This is a genomic window from Sulfurimonas sp. ST-25 (assembly GCF_048079205.1).
Classification (GTDB): Bacteria; Campylobacterota; Campylobacteria; order Campylobacterales; family Sulfurimonadaceae; genus Thiomicrolovo; species Thiomicrolovo sulfuroxydans.
The window spans coordinates 2,185,643-2,204,324 of record NZ_CP182225.1 but is presented as its reverse complement, the minus strand read 5'-3'; the positions used below and the strand labels follow the sequence as shown (position 1 = coordinate 2,204,324).

Genomic DNA, 18,682 nt, shown 5'->3' with positions numbered 1-18,682 from the left:
CCACAATCTTCACCATCCCCGCTTCTGTTTTCTTATGTTATAATGACCTATCATACAAATTTGCGATAGGGTTTTCTATGAAAAAATCTGCATTCACAATGCTGGAACTTGTATTCGTTATCGTCGTCATCGGTATTCTCGCTTCTGTGTTTATTCCACGTTTTGAACGTGACAATGCGGGAGAAGCCGCTTATCAGATCGCGCGCCATATTCGTTTGGCTCAGCACCATGCTTTAGTTGAGGACCGCATTAATGATGCGCCTGTTGGTGTAGATTGGAATGCAACATTGTGGCAAATTGCATTTACACATTCTGCCGCACATAATGGTGACTGCTATGATGTTTATGCAGACCGTAACGGTGGCGGTAACGTCAATAGTGTAGGTGAAGCGGCGATTGATCCGTTGACGAAGAAAAAACTCTACTCCAATAACTGTAATGAGGACGCAGAAACAAATGATGATGTCCTTTTATGGAAAAAGTATGGTGTGGATTCAGTGACGTTCTCTGCAGGGTGCTACCCTGGAGCAGCAAACAAATATATTGCGTTTGATCATATAGGAAGACCGTATGGGGCGATTGGCAGTCTATTGACAGCAGACTGCACAATTACTTTGACGACGAAAGATGATCACAATGCTACGGTTACGATAACCAAAGAAACAGGTTTTGTAAAAGTGGCAACGATAGACGGAAGGGATGTCCCCTAAGTAAGACAGAGCGGGTGCATTATTAGGGCGTCAGGCAAGACTAATTAGAAGCAAAAACTGGCCAATTCGAAGAAATTTCACAAAATTCGAAAATTTGCGCAGAAACCTCTTGACATTGCTTTAGGAATCCCCTATAATTCCCGTCCACAAACGATGAGAGGCATCGAAAGAAGCCGATCAGCCGGGTCTTCGAGTTGAAGATTTGGGAAGTTTGAGATCATTGAAAACTAAGCAAGTGGGATGGACAGATGCGAGTCTGGAAGTCTTACTTAGATAAGACACAATTTAACCGTCTATTACTATATAATAGTGATAGACACTATACAGCCAATGATTTTATATCTTGGGCTGGATCAGTAATCGTTTCTTCGGAAACGTCTTTTCAATTATGGAGAGTTTGATCCTGGCTCAGAGTGAACGCTGGCGGCGTGCTTAACACATGCAAGTCGAACGGTAACAGGGAAGAGCTTGCTCTTTTGCTGACGAGTGGCGCACGGGTGAGTAATGTATAGGTTACGTGCCCCTCAGTCTGGGATAGCCACTGGAAACGGTGATTAATACCGGATACTCCTGTTCGCAGGGAAAGGTTTTTCGCTGAGGGATCGGCCTATATTGTATCAGCTAGTTGGTGAGGTAAGAGCTCACCAAGGCGATGACACATAGCGGGTTTGAGAGGATGATCCGCCACACTGGTACTGAGACACGGACCAGACTCCTACGGGAGGCAGCAGTGAGGAATATTGCACAATGGGGGAAACCCTGATGCAGCAACGCCGCGTGGAGGATGACGCATTTCGGTGTGTAAACTCCTTTTATTAGGGAAGAAAATGACGGTACCTAATGAATAAGCTCCGGCTAACTCCGTGCCAGCAGCCGCGGTAATACGGAGGGAGCAAGCGTTACTCGGAATCACTGGGCGTAAAGGACGCGTAGGCGGGTTTTTAAGTCAGGTGTGAAATCCTATGGCTCAACCATAGAACTGCACTTGAAACTGGGAACCTAGAGTATGGAAGGGGCAGATGGAATTAGTGGTGTAGGGGTAAAATCCGTAGATATCACTAGGAATACCGAAAGCGAAGGCGATCTGCTGGGACATAACTGACGCTGAGGCGTGAAAGCGTGGGGAGCAAACAGGATTAGATACCCTGGTAGTCCACGCCCTAAACGATGAATGCTAGTCGTCGGGGCTCTTGTAGTTTCGGTGATGCACTTAACAGATTAAGCATTCCGCCTGGGGAGTACGGTCGCAAGATTAAAACTCAAAGGAATAGACGGGGACCCGCACAAGTGGTGGAGCATGTGGTTTAATTCGAAGATACACGAAGAACCTTACCTGGCCTTGACATTGATAGAATACTGTAGAGATACGGTAGTGCCAGTTTACTGGAGCTTGAAAACAGGTGCTGCACGGCTGTCGTCAGCTCGTGTCGTGAGATGTTGGGTTAAGTCCCGCAACGAGCGCAACCCTCGTCCTTAGTTGCCAGCAGTTCGGCTGGGCACTCTAAGGAGACTGCCTTCGCAAGGAGGAGGAAGGTGAGGACGACGTCAAGTCATCATGGCCCTTACGGCCAGGGCTACACACGTGCTACAATGGGACGTACAGAGAGTTGCGATACCGCGAGGTGGAGCCAATCTCATAAAGCGTCTCTCAGTTCGGATTGTACTCTGCAACTCGAGTGCATGAAGCTGGAATCACTAGTAATCGTAGATCAGCTAAGCTACGGTGAATACGTTCCCGGGTCTTGTACTCACCGCCCGTCACACCATGGGAGTTGATTTCACCCGAAATCGGGATGCCAAACTGGCTACCGCTTACGGTGGAATCAGCGACTGGGGTGAAGTCGTAACAAGGTAACCGTAGGAGAACCTGCGGTTGGATCACCTCCTTTCTAGAGTAACCGGGCCTCATTCGTTTGAGGGCCCGAAGAGAAAATCTCACACAGAGTTGTGTCTGTCCGCTTGCTTGCTTAGTTTTCAGTGATCTGTGTTCTATTGAATTAGAAATGCCGAGAAGGGGCCTATAGCTCAGCTGGTTAGAGTGCACCCCTGATAAGGGTGAGGTCGGAGGTTCAAGTCCTCCTAGGCCCACCAGGATCACTATGTGGGGAATTAGCTCAGCTGGGAGAGCGCCTGCTTTGCACGCAGGAGGTCAGCGGTTCGATCCCGCTATTCTCCACCACGGATGAAGCCTAATACGAGTACTTGATGAAGTATTCATATTAGACTTCTTAGTGTATAAGAGTCTAAATCGTTCATTGAATTATCATTGTTAAAGTCAACAAATATAGTAAGAAATTACTATATGCAACTACAATTGAAGATTACAGTCTTATTCATATTGAGTAAGGCAGTAAGCGCTAATTAGAATAAAGATATTAAGAGCTATAGGTGGATGCCTAGGCTGGTAGAGGCGATGAAGGACGTACTAGGCTGCGATAAGCCTCGGGGAGCTGCCAAGAAGCTTTGATCCGGGGATTTCCGAATGGGGCAACCCGGCACGGTGCGAATCGTGTCACCCTTCGGGGGGCGAACCAAGGGAAGTGAAACATCTCAGTACCTTGAGGAAAAGAAATCAACCGAGATTCCCAGAGTAGCGGCGAGCGAAATGGGACTAGCCCTAAAGCGTGTAGTGTGTTAGCAGAATCCTTTGGAAAGAGGAGCCATAGAAGGTGATAGCCCTGTAAGCGAAAACTATCTACATGTTATTCGAGTAGGTCGGGACACGTGTTATCTTGACTGAACATGGGGGGACCACCCTCCAAGGCTAAATACTACTACCAGACCGATAGCGAACCAGTACCGTGAGGGAAAGGTGAAAAGAACCGTGGTGAACGGAGTGAAATAGAACCTGAAACCTATAGCTTACAATCATTCGGAGCCCCATTCTTTATGAGGGGTGACGGACTGCCTTTTGCATAATGAGCCTGCGAGTTGTGGTATCTGGCAAGGTTAAGCGAACGCGAAGCCGTAGCGAAAGCGAGTCTTAATAGGGCGATTAGTCAGATGCTGCAGACCCGAAACTGAGTGATCTATCCATGAGCAGGTTGAAGCTGGTGTAAGAGCTAGTGGAGGACCGAACCGATAGGCGTTGAAAAGCCTCCGGATGACTTGTGGATAGGGGTGAAAGGCCAATCAAACTCAGTGATAGCTGGTTCTCTCCGAAATATATTTAGGTATAGCCTCGAGTTATTAGCATACAGGGGTAGAGCACTGACAGGGCTAGGGCTGCTCACCGCGGTACCAAACCCTATCAAACTCCGAATACTGTATGCCTAACCTCGGGAGTCAGGCGGTGGGTGATAAAATCAATCGTCGAGAGGGGAACAACCCAGACTAGCAGCTAAGGTCCCTAAGTTACATCTAAGTGGAAAAGGATGTGGAGTTGCTGAAACAACCAGGAGGTTGGCTTAGAAGCAGCCATCCTTTAAAGAAAGCGTAACAGCTCACTGGTCTAGCGATTCTGCGCCGAAAATATAACGGGGCTAAGATGTACACCGAAGCTCTAGACTTAGTTTTACTAAGTGGTAGGAGAGCGTTCCATTCAGCGTTGAAGGTATACCGGCAAGGAGTGCTGGAGCGGATGGAAGTGAGCATGCAGGCATGAGTAGCGATAAAAGCAGTGAGAATCTGCTTCGCCGTAAACCCAAGGTTTCCTACGCGATGCTCGTCATCGTAGGGTTAGTCGGGACCTAAGTCGAGTCCGAAAGGGGTAGACGATGGCAAATCGGTTAATATTCCGATACCGACTGTAGAGCGTGATGGAAGGACGCATAGGGCTAAACGAGGTCACTGATGGAATAGTGGCTCGAAGGATGTAGGTTGTAAGGCAGGCAAATCCGCCTTACATGAGACCGAGATCTGACAGGCTGTCGACGCTCTTCGGAGCAGAAACAGAATCGTTGATGCCGTCGTGCCGAGAAAAGTTTCTAAGCATATCTACAGTCGCCCGTACCGTAAACCGACACAGGTGGGTGAGATGAGTATTCTAAGGCGCGTGGAAGAACCCTGGTTAAGGAACTCTGCAAACTAGCACCGTAACTTCGGAATAAGGTGTGCCCGTTGTATGTGAAACCCCTGCGGGTGGAGCAGAAGCGGGTCGCAGCAAAGAGTCCCTCCCGACTGTTTACCAAAAACACAGCACTCTGCCAACACGTAAGTGGATGTATAGGGTGTGACGCCTGCCCGGTGCTCGAATGTTAAAAGGATCCGTTAGCTTTGCGAAGCGGTGAATTGAAGCACGAGTAAACGGCGGCCGTAACTATAACGGTCCTAAGGTAGCGAAATTCCTTGTCGGTTAAATACCGACCTGCATGAATGGCGTAACGAGATGGGAGCTGTCTCAACCAGGGATCCAGTGAAATTGTAGTGGAGGTGAAAATTCCTCCTACCCGCGGAAAGACGGAAAGACCCCGTGCACCTTTACTATAGCTTGACACTGCTATTGGGATATTCATGTGCAGGATAGGTGGGAGCCGTTGATTATATGACGCCAGTTGTATATGAGGCACCCTTGAGATACCACCCTTGAATATTCTGATAGCTAACTGCGCAGAGTTATCCTCTGTCAGGACAATGTCTGGTGGGTAGTTTGACTGGGGCGGTCGCCTCCTAAAAAGTAACGGAGGCTTACAAAGGTTGGCTCAGATGGGTTGGAAATCCATCGTAGAGTATAATGGCATAAGCCAGCCTGACTGTGAGACGTACATGTCGAGCAGAGTCGAAAGACGGTCATAGTGATCCGGTGGTTCTGTGTGGAAGGGCCATCGCTCAAAGGATAAAAGGTACGCCGGGGATAACAGGCTGATCTCCCCCAAGAGCTCACATCGACGGGGAGGTTTGGCACCTCGATGTCGGCTCATCGCATCCTGGGGCTGGAGCAGGTCCCAAGGGTATGGCTGTTCGCCATTTAAAGCGGTACGCGAGCTGGGTTCAGAACGTCGTGAGACAGTTCGGTCCCTATCTTCCGTGGGCGCAGGAGAGTTGAGGAGAGCTGACCCTAGTACGAGAGGACCGGGTTGGACGAACCACTGGTGCACCGGTTGTCCTGCCAAGGGCACCGCCGGGTAGCTACGTTCGGATGTGATAACCGCTGAAAGCATCTAAGCGGGAAGCCAACTCCAAGATGAACTCTCCCTGAAGGACGCTTGAAGACTACAAGCTTGATAGGCTGGGTGTGTAAGTGCAGCAATGCATTTAGCTGACCAGTACTAATAGTCCGTTCGTCTTTTTTCCCTAAAATTAGTGTCTTACTGCCTTACTGAATATGAGAGGCTGTAATCCCTGTAGTTGTAACGTTGACTTTAACAATGAAAACTTCCCGACACAGTCGGATCTAAGCGCTCACCGGAGCCTTTAGATCCGATTGTCCAGGTGGCTATAGAGAGAGGGAAACGCCCGGCCCCATTCCGAACCCGGAAGCTAAGCCTCTCATCGCTGATAATACTGACCCTTTCAGGGTTGGGAACGTAGGTCGCCGCCTGGTTCTCGGATTTACTTCCTCCTTAATCAAATCAATCAACAATCTTTTTACTTTGAACTATCTCTAAAACTAAACTATGTGTCTAGACTCTTCGTCTAATTCATAGAGCTGTTTTGATATGTATTTAGGGGATATAGATCTTGTCTATAAGCTCTTCATACTCTTTCTTTACGTCACTGTCTATAGTGATGCCGCCGCCGCTCTTGTACACAAGTCCACCAGTTGTCTTTTCAATAAAACGGATAGATACGGCACTGTAAAGGTTATTTCCATCAAAATAGCCGAAAACGCCGGTGAAATTTCCGCGATCATAACCCTCGATCTCTTTGATGATCTCCACGGTACGTTTTTTCGGTGTACCGCTGATACTCCCTGCCGGCAGAAGGGAACGTAGTATCTCCTCAATTCGCGAAGGCCATGCGTTTTCCAGTTCTCCTGAGATCTTGGAACTGACCTGCAGAAGTTCTTTGGAACCGGCTTTTATCCTGTCGATATATCGGAAATTTTCTACACGTATATTGGTCGCGACGATACCGAGATCGTTGCGAAGGAGGTCGACGACCATCAAGTGCTCCGCCATCTCTTTTTCATCGGCAAGGATCGTTGTCTCTGCATCAGGCAGTGCGGCGTCTATTGTGCCTTTCATCGGATAGGTATAGATCTTATCATCGATGATCTCAATGAATTTTTCCGGGGAGAAGCAGACGAACTGATCTCGGAATCGCAGTTTGAAGGGTGCATTGGCTTTGGCGTAAATGGTATGCAGACTATCGCTGCATTCTATCGGTGTGGGCTGGGTCAGATTCAGCATATAGGTTTCGCCGTTTTTAATGTGCTCCTGTACCTTCAGAAGTTTCTCTCTATAACTCTTAAAACTGACAGGGTATTTCTCCACATTGGAATCGTGGGGGGTGCCTGTCGCATGGAATGCAAATTCGATATCTTCTTCGGCCAACGTATCGAGGGGATAGCAGGTAAGTTCCTTCCCTTCAAAGTCTGAGAGAAAAAAGAAAGGGATGGACTGTTCGCAGAGAGAGTTAAGACTAGCGGTTGCCATCAAGGATCAGTTTCTTGAGCACGGCCATGCGTACGGAGACGCCGTTTGAGACCTGTTCAAGGACTTTGCAGCGCGGATCGGCCAGGAGGTCATCATCAATGTCGATATTGCGGTGTACCGGCCCCGGATGCAGGATAATGATGTCACGGTCGCCGACAAGCTCTTTGGTGATGCAGAAGTCGCTGGCATAATCCTGCAGCGATGCGTAGCTGGGCTGGGAGTGGCGCTCCGTCTGGGTGCGGAGACTCATGATGGCGTCGACGTTGTCAATCACGTCTTGCAGGTGATAGGTGGAGGGCAGGTCGGTCTGCGGCATGAATTGGGGCGGACTGACCAGGGTGACCTTCATACCGAAGCGCTGCAGCAGTTCGATGTTGGAGTTCGCGACCCGGGAGTTCTTGATATCACCGACGATGGCAATGCGTTTGCCGTTGACGTCCCCGAAATGTTTGCGCAGGGTAAACAGATCGAGCAGGGCCTGTGTCGGATGGGCATGGGCCCCGTCACCGGCGTTGATGATCGCGGCACGGGTGTGGTTGGAGAGGATCTTCGGGACCCCGGCATTGGCATGGCGGACGATGATGGCATCCGGTCCCATCGCGTCAAGGTTCATCGCCGTATCGACGAGGGTCTCTCCTTTCTTCGTGGAGCTTTTGCCGACATCGAGGTGGACGACTTCGGCGCCGAGCCGTTTTGCAGCGATTTCAAAGGAGCTGCGGGTGCGTGTCGAGTTTTCGAAAAAGAGGGTGATGATGATACGGTCCTGCAGAATGCGGTGAAAACCGCCCCGGGCGTAGAGGTCCGCGTCATCGTAGAGGGAGAGAATCTCTTCAGTGCTGAAGTCGTCGGTACGGATGAGATGCTGCATGGACCCTCTTTATTTTTGGAGAATTATAGCAAAAGCGCGTCGCAAAGTTGCCCAATGTCCTCTTCGAGATTGAACCATCCCGGCGCGGCGGTATCGAACCAGGGACGGGAGGTCGCATCGAACCCGTTATCCCCTTTCCGACAGTTCAATACCCATTCTGATTCGATGCCGCGCCGTTTTAGCGCTTCAAGGCTCAGACGCAGATCGTTGATGCCGCCAAGACGGCAGTGGGCAACGAGCAGCGCTTTAGCCCGGTACCGGGGGATCAGGTCGATCATATCGGTCTGGGAATCAACGGGCACCAGCAGTCCGCCGGCTCCTTCGATCAGGCAGACGTCGCAGATCGCGTCCATCGCCTCGACGGCACGGTCGATGGCATGCCAGTCGATGGCGGCCTCTCCCTTGGCGACATAGGGGGCCGCGGGCAGGGGGAACTGCACAGGGACGATATCGTCGATGTCGAGCGCCCAGGCCTGGGGGTTGAGCTGTTTGAGCTCCTGCAGCAGCAGGGTGCCGTCCTCCGGAGCGGTGGTGACGCCGGTCTCGATCGGTTTGACAACGCCGACATGGAGGCCGCGTGCACTCAGTGCATGCATCAGTTTGACGGTCGTATAAGTTTTGCCTATCTCCGTATTGGTCGCTGTGATAAAAATGTGTTGCGCCACCTAAACCTCTTTCGGCTATAATGTGACCCTATTTTACAGTCAACAGGTTTAAAGAAATGAATCGTTTTGAAGCGTTTACGACACAGATCGTGCAGGGGAGCGGGGCGAAAGAGGGGGCAATCTCGCCTGTCATCGCCAACTCGGCAGCCTTCGCGTACGGAGATCCGGAGACGGCGGAGGGGATCTTCAACGGCAGCGTGAAAAAGCCGCTGTATGCCCGTGTGGGCAATCCAACGTCCGGAAAACTGGAAAGCCTCCTGGCTCAGATGGACGGTGGCGTCGGCGCCATCGCGACAAGTTCGGGCATGGCGGCGACGACCCTGGCCGTCATGTCGTTGCTGGAGAGCGGGGACGAGATCATCAGCATCGGCGGTCTGTTCGGGGGGACGTACTCCTTTTTTGAGGAGACCCTGAAACGCTTCGGCATACGTACCGCCTTTTTCGACGTCGATGCCCTCGAAGAGGTCGAAGCGGTTATCACGGCCAAGACAAAGCTGATCTACCTCGAAAGCGTCGGAAACCCGAACATGCGTCTGCCGGATATTGAGGCCGTTGCGGCGATCGCCGATGCCCACGGGATCGCACTGATGGTGGATAATACCGTGACGCCTTTGAGCATCCAGCCGCTGAAGCTCGGCGCGGACATCGTCGTCTACTCGACGACGAAGCTGATCGCCGGAAACGCGTCGGCCCTCGGCGGCGCCGCCGTTTTCCGGGCGATCGGCGAGGGCAAAGACAAGTTCAAGACGCCGCGCTATGCGTCGATTCACAAGTTTATCGACAAAATGGGGGCGATGGCCCTCGTCGCCGTCGGTAAAAAACGGGCGATGCGCGACTTCGGTATGAGCCCGTCGGCGTTCAACAGCTACCTGACGATGCTGGGGCTCGAGACGCTGCCCCTGCGTCTGGACCGGATCATTGAGAGTGTCGAAAAAGTCGTGCACGCCCTGAAAGAGGCGGGGCTGAATGTGAACCACCCGGCCTTGAGGGATCACCCGCACCATGACCGCTATACCACGCAGTTCAGTAACGGGACGGGACCGCTCTTTACGATCGATATGGGAAGCGCGGAGGCCGCATACGATTTTCTGCGCAAAACGAAACTGGTGACGATCACGGCCAATATCGGCGACAGCCGGACACTGGCACTGCATATGGCGTCGACGATCTACAGCGACTTCGGCGACAATGAGCGCGCGTTTCTCGGGATCACGCCGGGTCTGATCCGTGTATCGGTCGGGCTGGAGAACCCCGATGACCTGATCAGGGATTTTATCACGGCGGCCGAGTAACGGCGCGCAGGTGCGTCAGGGAGGCTCACAAAAGCCGTTAGCAGCCATAGGTTGTTAGATTTAATTAGATTGTAAGCTTAAGGAAATGATAATATAGACCTTTTGATACCCCTGCAAGGCTTATGATGCGTACTATTTTCCTCTTTTTGTTCCTGGGTGTTTCGTTACTCTTTTCCGCCACCGTGGAGCAGATGAAGAGTGAGAAGCGTTATGCTCTGGTGATCGCGAACGGACTGACTACCGAGACGAACGACGACAAGGCGGTTGCGTCGGCACAGGCATTGGCGTCTTTTTTGAAATCCAAGGGCTTCACGACGGTCACGGCCTTCAATCTTGACCGGGCGGAGCTCATTAAAACCTTCCGCAGTTTTGACAAAGGGATCACTCCCAATGCCGTCATTACCCTTGCCTACAGCGGACGGATGGTCGTCCATGATTCACAGGCGTGGATGATGCCGGCACGGATGAAATTGGAGGGATTGCCCCAACTGCGCCTCTCCGCCGTCAGTTTTGATTTTCTGCTTCAGAAGCTGCAGCGCCACACTCCCCGGGTCAGCCTGGGCATCGTCGATGCGTTTCGTTACAGCGGCAAAGCGAATACGACGGACGGAGAGCTGATCCTTGACGCCGTCAAGGACGTCAAGGAGGCGGATACCCTCGTGCGCTGGAACGGTAAATCGGTAAGCTCTCCGTTTTTCGGGCATCTTATGCAGACGGTCGGAAAAGGCCATGACGATATGGATGCACTGGCCGACAAGCTCTCCAAGGCGGGAGTCCACTCCCGTATTGCCGCGTCGGATTTCTACTTCAATGTTCCCGCCAAGCTGCTGACGCCCGCGGACAAAGCGTGGCAGCGTGCAGAAGCCAAAAACAGCGTCGTCGGCTATGAAGCCTTTCTGATCGCCTATCCCGAGTCGGCATATAATCAGACAGCAGCCAACCGGATCAACGCGCTCAAAGCCAAAGAGAAGAGCACCGCCGCCGACAAAGGGGCGGTCACTTCCAAGAACCAGGAGCTGGAGAAGGTAGAAGCAGAGCTCAAAGCGCAGCAAGAAGCCCTTGCACGCCTGAAAGCGGAGCAGCAGGCGCTGGTAGGAGGCACAGAGGCCGCGGATGAAGCCCCCCAATACATAGAACCGGCGGAGATGGTGGCGATCCCCGAAGGGATTTTCCTGATGGGTTCCGAGCAGTTTGAAAACAGCAAACCCGTACATATGGTGACGGTCAAAGCGGGGCTGCAAATGAGCGCCTATGAAGTCAGCAACAGAGCCTATAGCGCCTTTTTGAAGGCAACGGGGGCGAAGTACCGCAAGAAAAAACTGCTCAAAAACGAGAGTGCGGCGGTCGCGTACGTCAGCTGGGAAGAGGCCATGGCGTATGCCGAGTGGCTGAGCAAGATGTCGGGCAAGCATTACCGCCTGCCGACAGAAGCGGAGTGGGAGTACGCCGCCCGCGCCGGCAGCGATACGCTTTATGCGTGGGGTGACAGTGCCGCCAATGCCGCCCAGTATGGATGGGTGGCGACCAATGCCCACGGATTCGTGCACTCCCGCGGCCTGCTGCAGCCCAACGCTTTCGGTCTCTTCGACATGGTCGGGAATGTGGCCGAGTGGTGTCAGGACGGGGCGACCCCCGATTATAAAAGCGCCCCTTCCAAAGCGGAGAGTCTCGTCTCCGACAATGCGGCGATGAAGATCATCCGCGGGGGATCCATCAAGAGCAGTGCAGAGGAACTCTCACCCTCCTACCGCGACGTCAATATCCCTACTTTCCGCAGTGAAACCACCGGTTTCCGGCTCATCCTCGAGCCGTGAAGCCGGAGTATACACTCTCTCAATTTTCACGACAATAAAAATCAATATAATTTAATTTTTAATAATAAGTAAAATGTAATATATTATTTTCAGTAATAATTTCTTCTTCCTTTAAGCTTGAAATAGTGACAATGGGTGTTCACCAAAAATGGTTGAGTATGCCACATGAATTGTACAAGGAGGGAATCATGGGATTGTCACGCAGAGATCTGCTCAAACTTTCCGGTGCCGCCGCTGCCGCGATTGGGGCTGCGGGGTGCTCGCAGATGGGACTCGGGCCGGATGAAGAGGAGACGACGAATGCCGGGAGCGTCGGTGTCGGAACGGAAGCGGCGCTGCCGAAAACCGATGCACCGCGGGTGGTCGTCGTCGGCGGCGGATGGTCCGGGTTGACGGTGGCCAAGTACGTTAAGAAGTATGCGCCGAACGCCGACGTCGTGCTGGTCGAACAGCGCGGCGAATTCATGTCCTGCCCGGTCAGCAACCTTTGGCTGGTCGAGGCGGTGGAGCTTGACTTCCTGATACACGACTACCTTCAGGCCGCGCGGGAAAACAATTACACCTTTTTCAACGCCACGGTCGTAGGTGTGGACAAGGCAAAGCGAACGGTCATGACGAGCGACGGCGATCTTACCTATGATTACCTCGTCCTTGCCCCCGGTATTGATTACGACTATTCAGAGTGGACGAAGGAGCCGGCGCTGGAACGTCGGCTCCGTACGGAGTTCCCGGCGGGCTTCAAACCGGGTTCGGAGCACCTCACCCTGCGTAACAAAGTGCTGGATTTTGAAGGGGGCAACTTCATTCTGACGGTGCCCGGCGGAAACTACCGCTGTCTGCCCGCACCCTATGAACGGGCCTGTCTCATCGCGGATTATTTCAAAAAAGAGGGTATCGAGGGGAAGGTCGTCCTGATCGATGAAAATGACGATATCACGATCAAGGCCGAAGGGTTCCACTCGGCCTTTGACAAGCTTTACAAGGAGTACATCGACTATCATCCGGGGACGAAGATCGCGCATTTCGATCTGGACAAAAAAGAGGTGATGACCGATTACGATGATGTTATCGCCTTTGAAGATGCCGCGTTTTATCCGCATGTGCGCGGCGGTAAGATCCTGGAGGTCGCGGGGGTCGCGAAGGACAGCATCTTCAACAAGATGGAGGCCGATATCAACGTGCTGACCTACGAGGTTAACGGCCATCCGGAGATCTACTGCGGGGGCGACGTCCGCCCGATGGGCTTCAGCAAGTCCGGTAACACCGCCAATACGGAAGGCGTCTACATCGCCAAACGGATCGCCGCCAAAATCAACGGGGGAGAGGAGACGCCGTGGGAATCGCCGCTGACGATCTGCTACTCGGCCGTTGCCAGCGATCCGGTCCTGGCCATTTCAATCAACGCCGGGTACGCTTACGATGCGAAGGCCAAACGCTTTACGTTTGCCAATGTCTACACCAACGAGACATGGGACGGGCGTGTCGGCATCAACAACGGTCGTGGCCTGATGGAGTGGGCCAAAGGCATGTACCGCGACATGTTCAACGCATAGGAGGCAAGGAATGGAACGCAGAAATTTTTTAAAGGTACTCAGTGCGACGGGTGCGGTGATCGCGATCAACCCTTCCACGATCGGACAGACCCTGATGGCCAAGGACGGCGCCCTCTACAAACGGTACGCCAAGGTGAAGCTTGTCGACGGCAGCGGCGCTCCTTTGAAGGCCGATGCGCTGAAAACGGGCGAGAATTACGTCTTTAACTACCCCTATGCCGGCACATCATGCCTGCTGGTGAATCTGCCGATGCCGACGGCGAAAGACGTTGAACTGACCGACGAATTCGGGAACGAATACGTCTGGAAGGGCGGTGTCGGCAGCAAGGGAACGATTGTCGCCTACAGCGGGATCTGCCCGCACCAGTTGACGCACATCAACAAAAATGACAGTTTCATCACGTTCCGCAATCCCGGAGAGCGTTTTGCGGGGGATATCGTCTGCGACGGGCATACGTCCGTCTACGACGCGGAGCGCGGCTGCCGGGTCAAGGAGGGAAAGGCGCCGCAGCCGCTGGCGGCCATCGTGCTCGAAGTCGGCAGCGACAACACCCTCTGGGCGGTAGGCGTCCTGGGCAAAGACAAATTCCACGAGTTTTTCGGCAGTTTCCGCCGCGAGCTCAAAGAGCAGTTCGGCAGCAAACGCAAGGCGAAAGCCAAGGTGGCCGAACGCGCCGAAACCGTTCCCCTGCGCGACTACACGCAAGACGTCGTCAAACTCTGATTTTTCTTCCCGCGGCAGGCTTTCCCGGGGCCTCCGCCGTTAATCTGCATTCTTAAGTCGTTGCTTACACAATCCCTGCTAATCTAACTGGCGTTAGTAAAGAACAAGACCGATTTATGCATTTTCACCGCAGAAGCAGTGGAATGCACGTTTTAAGGACAATGTTTGAGTACCAAAAAAGAGCTTGAACTTGAGGGTGAACTGCTGCTCAAGGAGCCGGGACAATATAAAGTGATTTTGCTCAACGACGACTACACATCGATGGATTTCGTCGTCGAGGTTTTGATGAGTATTTTTCATAAAAATTATCAGGAAGCGGAGCAGATTATGCTCGATATCCACCGCCAGGACCGCGGTATCTGCGGCGTCTATACCTACGAAGTGGCAGAGACCAAAGTGATGCAGGTAAGCCGCCTGGCCCGGGAGCATGGGTACCCGCTCAAGGCAACGATGGAGGAAGCGTGATGATCAGTGCCGAACTTAATGCCGTCTTTCAAAAAGCGCTGCTGTATGCCAAAGATCAGCGGCATGAATACCTGACGATCGAGCATGTCTTTTATGCCCTGCTCGGTTCAAAAGAGGGGATCGCCATTATCCGGGAGTGCGGCGGCGACGTCGCGGCGATGCGCGCCATGGTGAGCCGTTACCTCTCCATGACAATGGACCCCCTGCCTGAAGACGTGACCCAGGAGCCCTTCGAGACCGTCGCGCTTTCACGGATGATCGACCAGATGATCCGCCATATCCAGAGCGCGCAGAAGCAGCAGGCGGAAGTGGGCGACCTCGTGGCGGCGATTTACGAAGAGAAACACACCTACGCCTGCCAGGTACTGCTCGAGAGCGATATCAACCGCGTCGACGTTCTGGAAGTGATCTCGCACAAAGATGTGCAGCCCCAGTCCGTATCGGATGCGGAGGAAAGCTATCTGGAGAAATATACGGTGGAGCTGGTGGCGCAGGCGCGTGCCGGCCGCATCGACCCGGTCATCGGCCGCCAGGATGAGATCGAGCGGGTCGTGCAGACGCTCTGCCGCCGGAAAAAGAACAACCCGCTCCTCGTGGGCGAACCCGGCGTCGGGAAGACGGCCATCGCCGAGGGGCTGGCGATTCGCATCGCCGACGGTGAGGTCCCCGAACTGCTCGAGGAGGCCCCCGTCTACGCTCTGGACCTCGGGGCGATGCTGGCCGGCACAAAGTACCGGGGCGACTTCGAAAAGCGCCTTAAGGGGGTTATCGATGAGGTGACGGCGCACAAGAACGCCATCATGTTCATCGATGAGATCCATACCCTCGTCGGTGCGGGTGCCGTCAATGGCGGCAGCATGGACGCTTCCAACCAGCTCAAACCGGCCCTGGCATCGGGGGCGATGAAGTGTATGGGGGCGACGACCTACGCCGAGTACCGCAATGTGTTTGAGAAAGACCGGGCGCTGAGCCGCCGCTTCGCGAAAATCGATGTGGATGAGCCGAGCCAGGCGGAGAGCATCGAGATCCTCAAGGGACTTCGGCCGAAGTACGAGAAGCACCACAAACTGACCTACGAGGACAAAGCCCTCGAAGTGGCGGTATCGTTGTCGAAGAAGTATATCTCCGACCGCTTCCTGCCCGACGTGGCAATCGACCTTATCGACGAGGCGGGGGCGTCGTTCCATCTGAAAAAGCATGACCGCAACGTCGTCGAAGCCCTCGATATCGAAAACGTCATCGCAAAGATGACGGGGATCCCGACCTCGCAGGTGTGCGAAGACGATACCCTGCGCCTCGAACATCTGGAACGCGACCTGCGCAGCAAGGTGATCGGGCAGGATGCCGCGGTCGAAAAGGTCGCCCTGGCGATCAAGCGCAGCCGCGCCGGCCTCAACCCTGAAGAGCGGCCGATCGCGTCGTTCCTCTTTGCGGGGCCGACGGGCGTTGGCAAAACCGAACTGGCCAAGTCCCTGGCGGAGACGCTGGGGGTCCACTTTGAGCGTTTCGACATGAGCGAATACATGGAGAAACATGCGCTTTCACGCCTGGTAGGCGCCCCTCCGGGCTATGTCGGCTATGAGCAGGGCGGGCTGCTGACAGAGGCGATCCGCAAGCATCCCTATACGGTTCTGTTGCTCGACGAGATCGAAAAAGCGCACCCGGAGCTGATCAACATCCTGCTGCAGGTGATGGACAACGCAACACTGACGGACAACAACGGCTACAAGGCAAACTTCAAGAATGTCATCTTGATCATGACCTCCAATGTCGGCGCGACGGAGCGCAGCGTCATGGGCTTCAATGCTGACAGCAGCCTGGCCCGTGGGGAGGCGCTCAAGGCTTTCTTTACGCCGGAGTTCCGTAACCGCCTCGACGCCGTCATCGAGTTCGCGCCGTTGGATCGCGAAATCGTCGAGGGGATCGTCGACAAGTTCATCGGCGAGCTCAATACACAGCTGGCGACGAAGGGCATTACGATCACCCTGGGCGAAAAAGCCCGCGGCTATCTTGCGGAGATGGGCTACGACAAAGCGATGGGCGCCCGTCCGCTCGGCCGGATCATCCAGGAGAAGATCAAAGATCCCCTTACGAATGAGATGCTGTTCGGCCGTCTGAAGGCGGGCGGAACGGTCCACGTCGATTACAAAAACGAGATTGTTTTCACGTACGACGAACATGCGGAGGAAGAGGCGGCGGTGTGATCCCGCAGCAGATCCGATACGAACTGGCGTTTCCCGACCCGAGGGACGCCGACGAATCCGGTATCGTCGCCTTCGGCGGCGACCTCTCGCCCTCGCGGCTGCTGCTGGCCTACCGCAGCGGTATTTTCCCCTGGTACAGCAAAGGCGATCCCATTTTGTGGTGGTCGCCCGATCCCCGGTTCATTCTCAATCTTGACGACTTCGTGCTACGCCGTTCCCTGCGAAAGCGGCTGAAACATTTCGAGATCCGTTTCAATACGGCCTTTGGCGACGTGGTCCGTGCCTGTGCGACGACGCCGCGTCCGGGACAGGAGGGGAGCTGGATCCTTCCGGAGATGGTCGAGGCCTACGAGGTGCTGCATGCGATGGGGCATGCGCACTCGGTCGAGGCTTGGCAGGAGGGGCGGCTTGTCGGCGGGCTCTACGGGGTCGAGGTCGGTGGAATGTTCTGCGGCGAATCGATGTTCGCCCATGTCAGCGACGCCTCCAAGGCCGCGTTTGCCGCACTCGTCGAACATCTGAAAGCGCGCGGTTTCGAAATGATCGATGCGCAGGTACCGACGGAGCACCTCAAGAGTCTGGGGGCGATCGAAGTGAGCCGCGATTATTTTTTGTTGCGTCTTGAACAGTTACGTGATAAAGGTATAATGGGTTTCATGCAAGCATAAAAAGGAGCGGGCATGAAACGGCAAACGATCAAGGCAACGGTTCTGGCACTGCTGGGCGTCATGCTGCTTTCGGGATTCTGGAGCGGGAAGACGGCCGAGGAGAAGCGCCAGGAGGTGCAGAAGATGAAAGCGGAAACGCTGGCGATGCTCTACAAAGAGGCACCGGAGGCGAAAGCGATCATTAAAAAAGCGTACGGTTACGCGGTGTTCAGCAACATCGGCGTGAATATCATCCTTGTCTCCGCCGGCGGCGGTTCCGGCGTGGCGCACGACAACAAGACGGGCAAGGACACCTATATGAATATGGGGACCGTCGGCGTGGGGCTCGGTATCGGCATCAAGGATTTCCGCGGCGTCTTCCTTTTCGAGAACAAGGAGGTCTATGAGGGCTTCATCAACAAGGGATGGGAGGCCAACGCCCAGGCGGATGCCGCGGCCAAAGCCGATGATAAAGGTGCGGCGTTCGGGGGGGCGATCACCGTGGCGCCCGGCATCCGCCTCTATCAGTTGACTAAGACCGGTCTGGCGCTGCAGGCGACGATCCAGGGCACGAAGTACTGGAAAGATGACGAGCTCAACGAATAGCCGCTGCTAACGGCGGTGATAAAGTGTGGGTTATTAGACCGCTTTAAGGAAACAATTCCTATACTGAACCATCATCAAACGATGAAGGAGTCACTATGAAAAAAGTACTTGTAAGTCTTGCTGCGGTTGCGGCACTCAGTTCGGCGGCGTTCGCCGGTGTCAATAGCCAGACAGGTTGTGGTCTCGGCGCAATGATCATCAAAGATGACAGCTCCGCGATTATGCTTGCCCTTCAGGCGACAACAAACGGTACCTCTGCAAACCAGACATTCGGTATCACATCCGGTACATCCGGCTGTAAGCGCATGCCGCTGGTAATGAACGACCGTGCGGCCGAATTCGTCGCATCCAACATGGATCAGCTCGCAAAAGAGGCGGCGATCGGCGGCGGTGAAAGCGTCGATACGCTCGCGGAACTGCTTAAAGTCGACGACAAAGCGGCTTTTGCGGCTTCCCTGCAGCAAAACTACAACAGCATCTACACGTCCGGCGACGTCAAGATGGCTGACGTTCTCGACAACATCGCAACCGTCGAGGGCTGAATCTGCTTTTACCGGGCCGGTTCCCCGGCCCATCCTTCCATCTTCCCTCAAAGGGT

The 18,682-nt window shown here is 54.0% G+C and carries 13 protein-coding genes, 2 tRNA genes and 3 rRNA genes; 15 read left to right on the top strand and 3 right to left on the bottom strand.

The annotated features are described in order from the left end of the window. Nucleotides 1–77 precede the first annotated feature (77 nt). The 6 genes from ACM66T_RS11435 to rrf all read left to right on the top strand — a co-directional run bounded on the left by ACM66T_RS11435 (nt 78) and on the right by rrf (nt 6,192). On the top strand, nt 78–710 hold the full coding sequence (locus tag ACM66T_RS11435) for a prepilin-type N-terminal cleavage/methylation domain-containing protein (protein WP_231019138.1): 633 nt from the start codon (nt 78–80) through the stop codon (nt 708–710). 385 nt (nt 711–1,095) lie between these two features. After that, nucleotides 1,096–2,599, top strand: a 16S ribosomal RNA gene (locus ACM66T_RS11430). 125 nt (nt 2,600–2,724) lie between these two features. Then, a tRNA-Ile gene (locus tag ACM66T_RS11425) sits at nt 2,725–2,801 on the top strand. A 12-nt stretch (nt 2,802–2,813) separates the two neighbouring features. Further along, a tRNA-Ala gene (locus ACM66T_RS11420) sits at nt 2,814–2,889 on the top strand. Between the two features lie 186 nt (nt 2,890–3,075). After that, nucleotides 3,076–5,942 (top strand): 23S ribosomal RNA (locus ACM66T_RS11415). A 134-nt stretch (nt 5,943–6,076) separates the two neighbouring features. After that, nucleotides 6,077–6,192, top strand: a 5S ribosomal RNA gene (gene rrf, locus ACM66T_RS11410). Together the 16S, 23S and 5S rRNA genes with 2 tRNA genes alongside form the textbook arrangement of a ribosomal RNA operon. Nucleotides 6,193–6,313: 121 nt before the next feature. Here the strand turns inward: rrf and ACM66T_RS11405 are convergent. The 3 genes from ACM66T_RS11405 to bioD are packed head-to-tail and all read right to left on the bottom strand — an operon-like array spanning nt 6,314 to nt 8,779. Then, nucleotides 6,314–7,246, bottom strand: coding sequence for an aminodeoxychorismate synthase component I (locus ACM66T_RS11405; RefSeq protein WP_416768566.1), 933 nt, complete (start codon nt 7,244–7,246; stop codon nt 6,314–6,316). Then, nucleotides 7,233–8,114: an aspartate carbamoyltransferase catalytic subunit gene (locus ACM66T_RS11400; RefSeq protein ID WP_416768565.1), complete on the bottom strand. Its 882-nt coding sequence runs from the start codon at nt 8,112–8,114 to the stop codon at nt 7,233–7,235. The genes ACM66T_RS11405 and ACM66T_RS11400 overlap by 14 nt, the downstream gene beginning before the upstream one ends. Before the next feature lie 23 nt (nt 8,115–8,137). After that, nucleotides 8,138–8,779, bottom strand: a complete 642-nt coding sequence (gene bioD, locus ACM66T_RS11395; protein WP_231019135.1) for a dethiobiotin synthase — start codon at nt 8,777–8,779, stop codon at nt 8,138–8,140. Between the two features lie 56 nt (nt 8,780–8,835). Between bioD and ACM66T_RS11390 the strand changes: the two genes are divergently transcribed. From ACM66T_RS11390 to ACM66T_RS11350, 9 genes are all read left to right on the top strand, one after another. Then, nucleotides 8,836–10,071 carry an aminotransferase class I/II-fold pyridoxal phosphate-dependent enzyme gene (locus ACM66T_RS11390; RefSeq protein ID WP_231019134.1) on the top strand — a complete coding sequence of 412 codons (1,236 nt, stop codon included), beginning with the start codon at nt 8,836–8,838 and terminating at the stop codon, nt 10,069–10,071. A 125-nt stretch (nt 10,072–10,196) separates the two neighbouring features. Then, nucleotides 10,197–11,885: an SUMF1/EgtB/PvdO family nonheme iron enzyme gene (locus ACM66T_RS11385; protein ID WP_231019133.1), complete on the top strand. Its 1,689-nt coding sequence runs from the start codon at nt 10,197–10,199 to the stop codon at nt 11,883–11,885. Nucleotides 11,886–12,073: 188 nt separating this feature from the next. After that, a complete protein-coding gene (locus ACM66T_RS11380; RefSeq protein ID WP_231019132.1) occupies nt 12,074–13,438 on the top strand; it encodes an FAD-dependent oxidoreductase in 1,365 nt (454 codons plus the stop codon). A 10-nt stretch (nt 13,439–13,448) separates the two neighbouring features. After that, nucleotides 13,449–14,162 (top strand): Rieske 2Fe-2S domain-containing protein, encoded by a 714-nt coding sequence (locus ACM66T_RS11375; protein ID WP_416768564.1) that lies wholly within the window; start codon nt 13,449–13,451, stop codon nt 14,160–14,162. Nucleotides 14,163–14,327: 165 nt separating this feature from the next. Further along, nucleotides 14,328–14,627 carry an ATP-dependent Clp protease adapter ClpS gene (clpS, locus tag ACM66T_RS11370; protein WP_231019129.1) on the top strand — a complete coding sequence of 100 codons (300 nt, stop codon included), beginning with the start codon at nt 14,328–14,330 and terminating at the stop codon, nt 14,625–14,627. Beyond that, nucleotides 14,627–16,831: an ATP-dependent Clp protease ATP-binding subunit ClpA gene (gene clpA, locus ACM66T_RS11365; protein ID WP_231021242.1), complete on the top strand. Its 2,205-nt coding sequence runs from the start codon at nt 14,627–14,629 to the stop codon at nt 16,829–16,831. Before clpS ends, clpA begins: the two co-directional genes overlap by 1 nt. Next, on the top strand, nt 16,828–17,499 hold the full coding sequence (gene aat, locus ACM66T_RS11360; RefSeq protein ID WP_231019128.1) for a leucyl/phenylalanyl-tRNA--protein transferase: 672 nt from the start codon (nt 16,828–16,830) through the stop codon (nt 17,497–17,499). The genes clpA and aat overlap by 4 nt, the downstream gene beginning before the upstream one ends. 12 nt (nt 17,500–17,511) lie before the next feature. Continuing rightward, complete coding sequence (locus ACM66T_RS11355) at nt 17,512–18,084, top strand: hypothetical protein (protein WP_231019127.1); 573 nt, start codon at nt 17,512–17,514, stop codon at nt 18,082–18,084. A 95-nt stretch (nt 18,085–18,179) separates the two neighbouring features. After that, a complete protein-coding gene (locus ACM66T_RS11350; protein ID WP_416768563.1) occupies nt 18,180–18,626 on the top strand; it encodes a DUF3015 family protein in 447 nt (148 codons plus the stop codon). Nucleotides 18,627–18,682: the final 56 nt, after the last annotated feature.

Bases quoted from the DNA above. Each gene is read 5' to 3' on its own strand.
- ACM66T_RS11435 (WP_231019138.1), top strand. From the start codon at position 78: ATGAAAAAATCTGCATTCACAATGCTGGAACTTGTATTCGTTATCGTC.
- ACM66T_RS11405 (WP_416768566.1), bottom strand. From the start codon at position 7,246: ATGGCAACCGCTAGTCTTAACTCTCTCTGCGAACAGTCCATCCCTTTC.
- ACM66T_RS11400 (WP_416768565.1), bottom strand. From the start codon at position 8,114: ATGCAGCATCTCATCCGTACCGACGACTTCAGCACTGAAGAGATTCTC.
- ACM66T_RS11390 (WP_231019134.1), top strand. From the start codon at position 8,836: ATGAATCGTTTTGAAGCGTTTACGACACAGATCGTGCAGGGGAGCGGG.
- ACM66T_RS11385 (WP_231019133.1), top strand. From the start codon at position 10,197: ATGCGTACTATTTTCCTCTTTTTGTTCCTGGGTGTTTCGTTACTCTTT.
- ACM66T_RS11380 (WP_231019132.1), top strand. From the start codon at position 12,074: ATGGGATTGTCACGCAGAGATCTGCTCAAACTTTCCGGTGCCGCCGCT.
- ACM66T_RS11375 (WP_416768564.1), top strand. From the start codon at position 13,449: ATGGAACGCAGAAATTTTTTAAAGGTACTCAGTGCGACGGGTGCGGTG.
- clpA (WP_231021242.1), top strand. From the start codon at position 14,627: ATGATCAGTGCCGAACTTAATGCCGTCTTTCAAAAAGCGCTGCTGTAT.
- ACM66T_RS11355 (WP_231019127.1), top strand. From the start codon at position 17,512: ATGAAACGGCAAACGATCAAGGCAACGGTTCTGGCACTGCTGGGCGTC.
- ACM66T_RS11350 (WP_416768563.1), top strand. From the start codon at position 18,180: ATGAAAAAAGTACTTGTAAGTCTTGCTGCGGTTGCGGCACTCAGTTCG.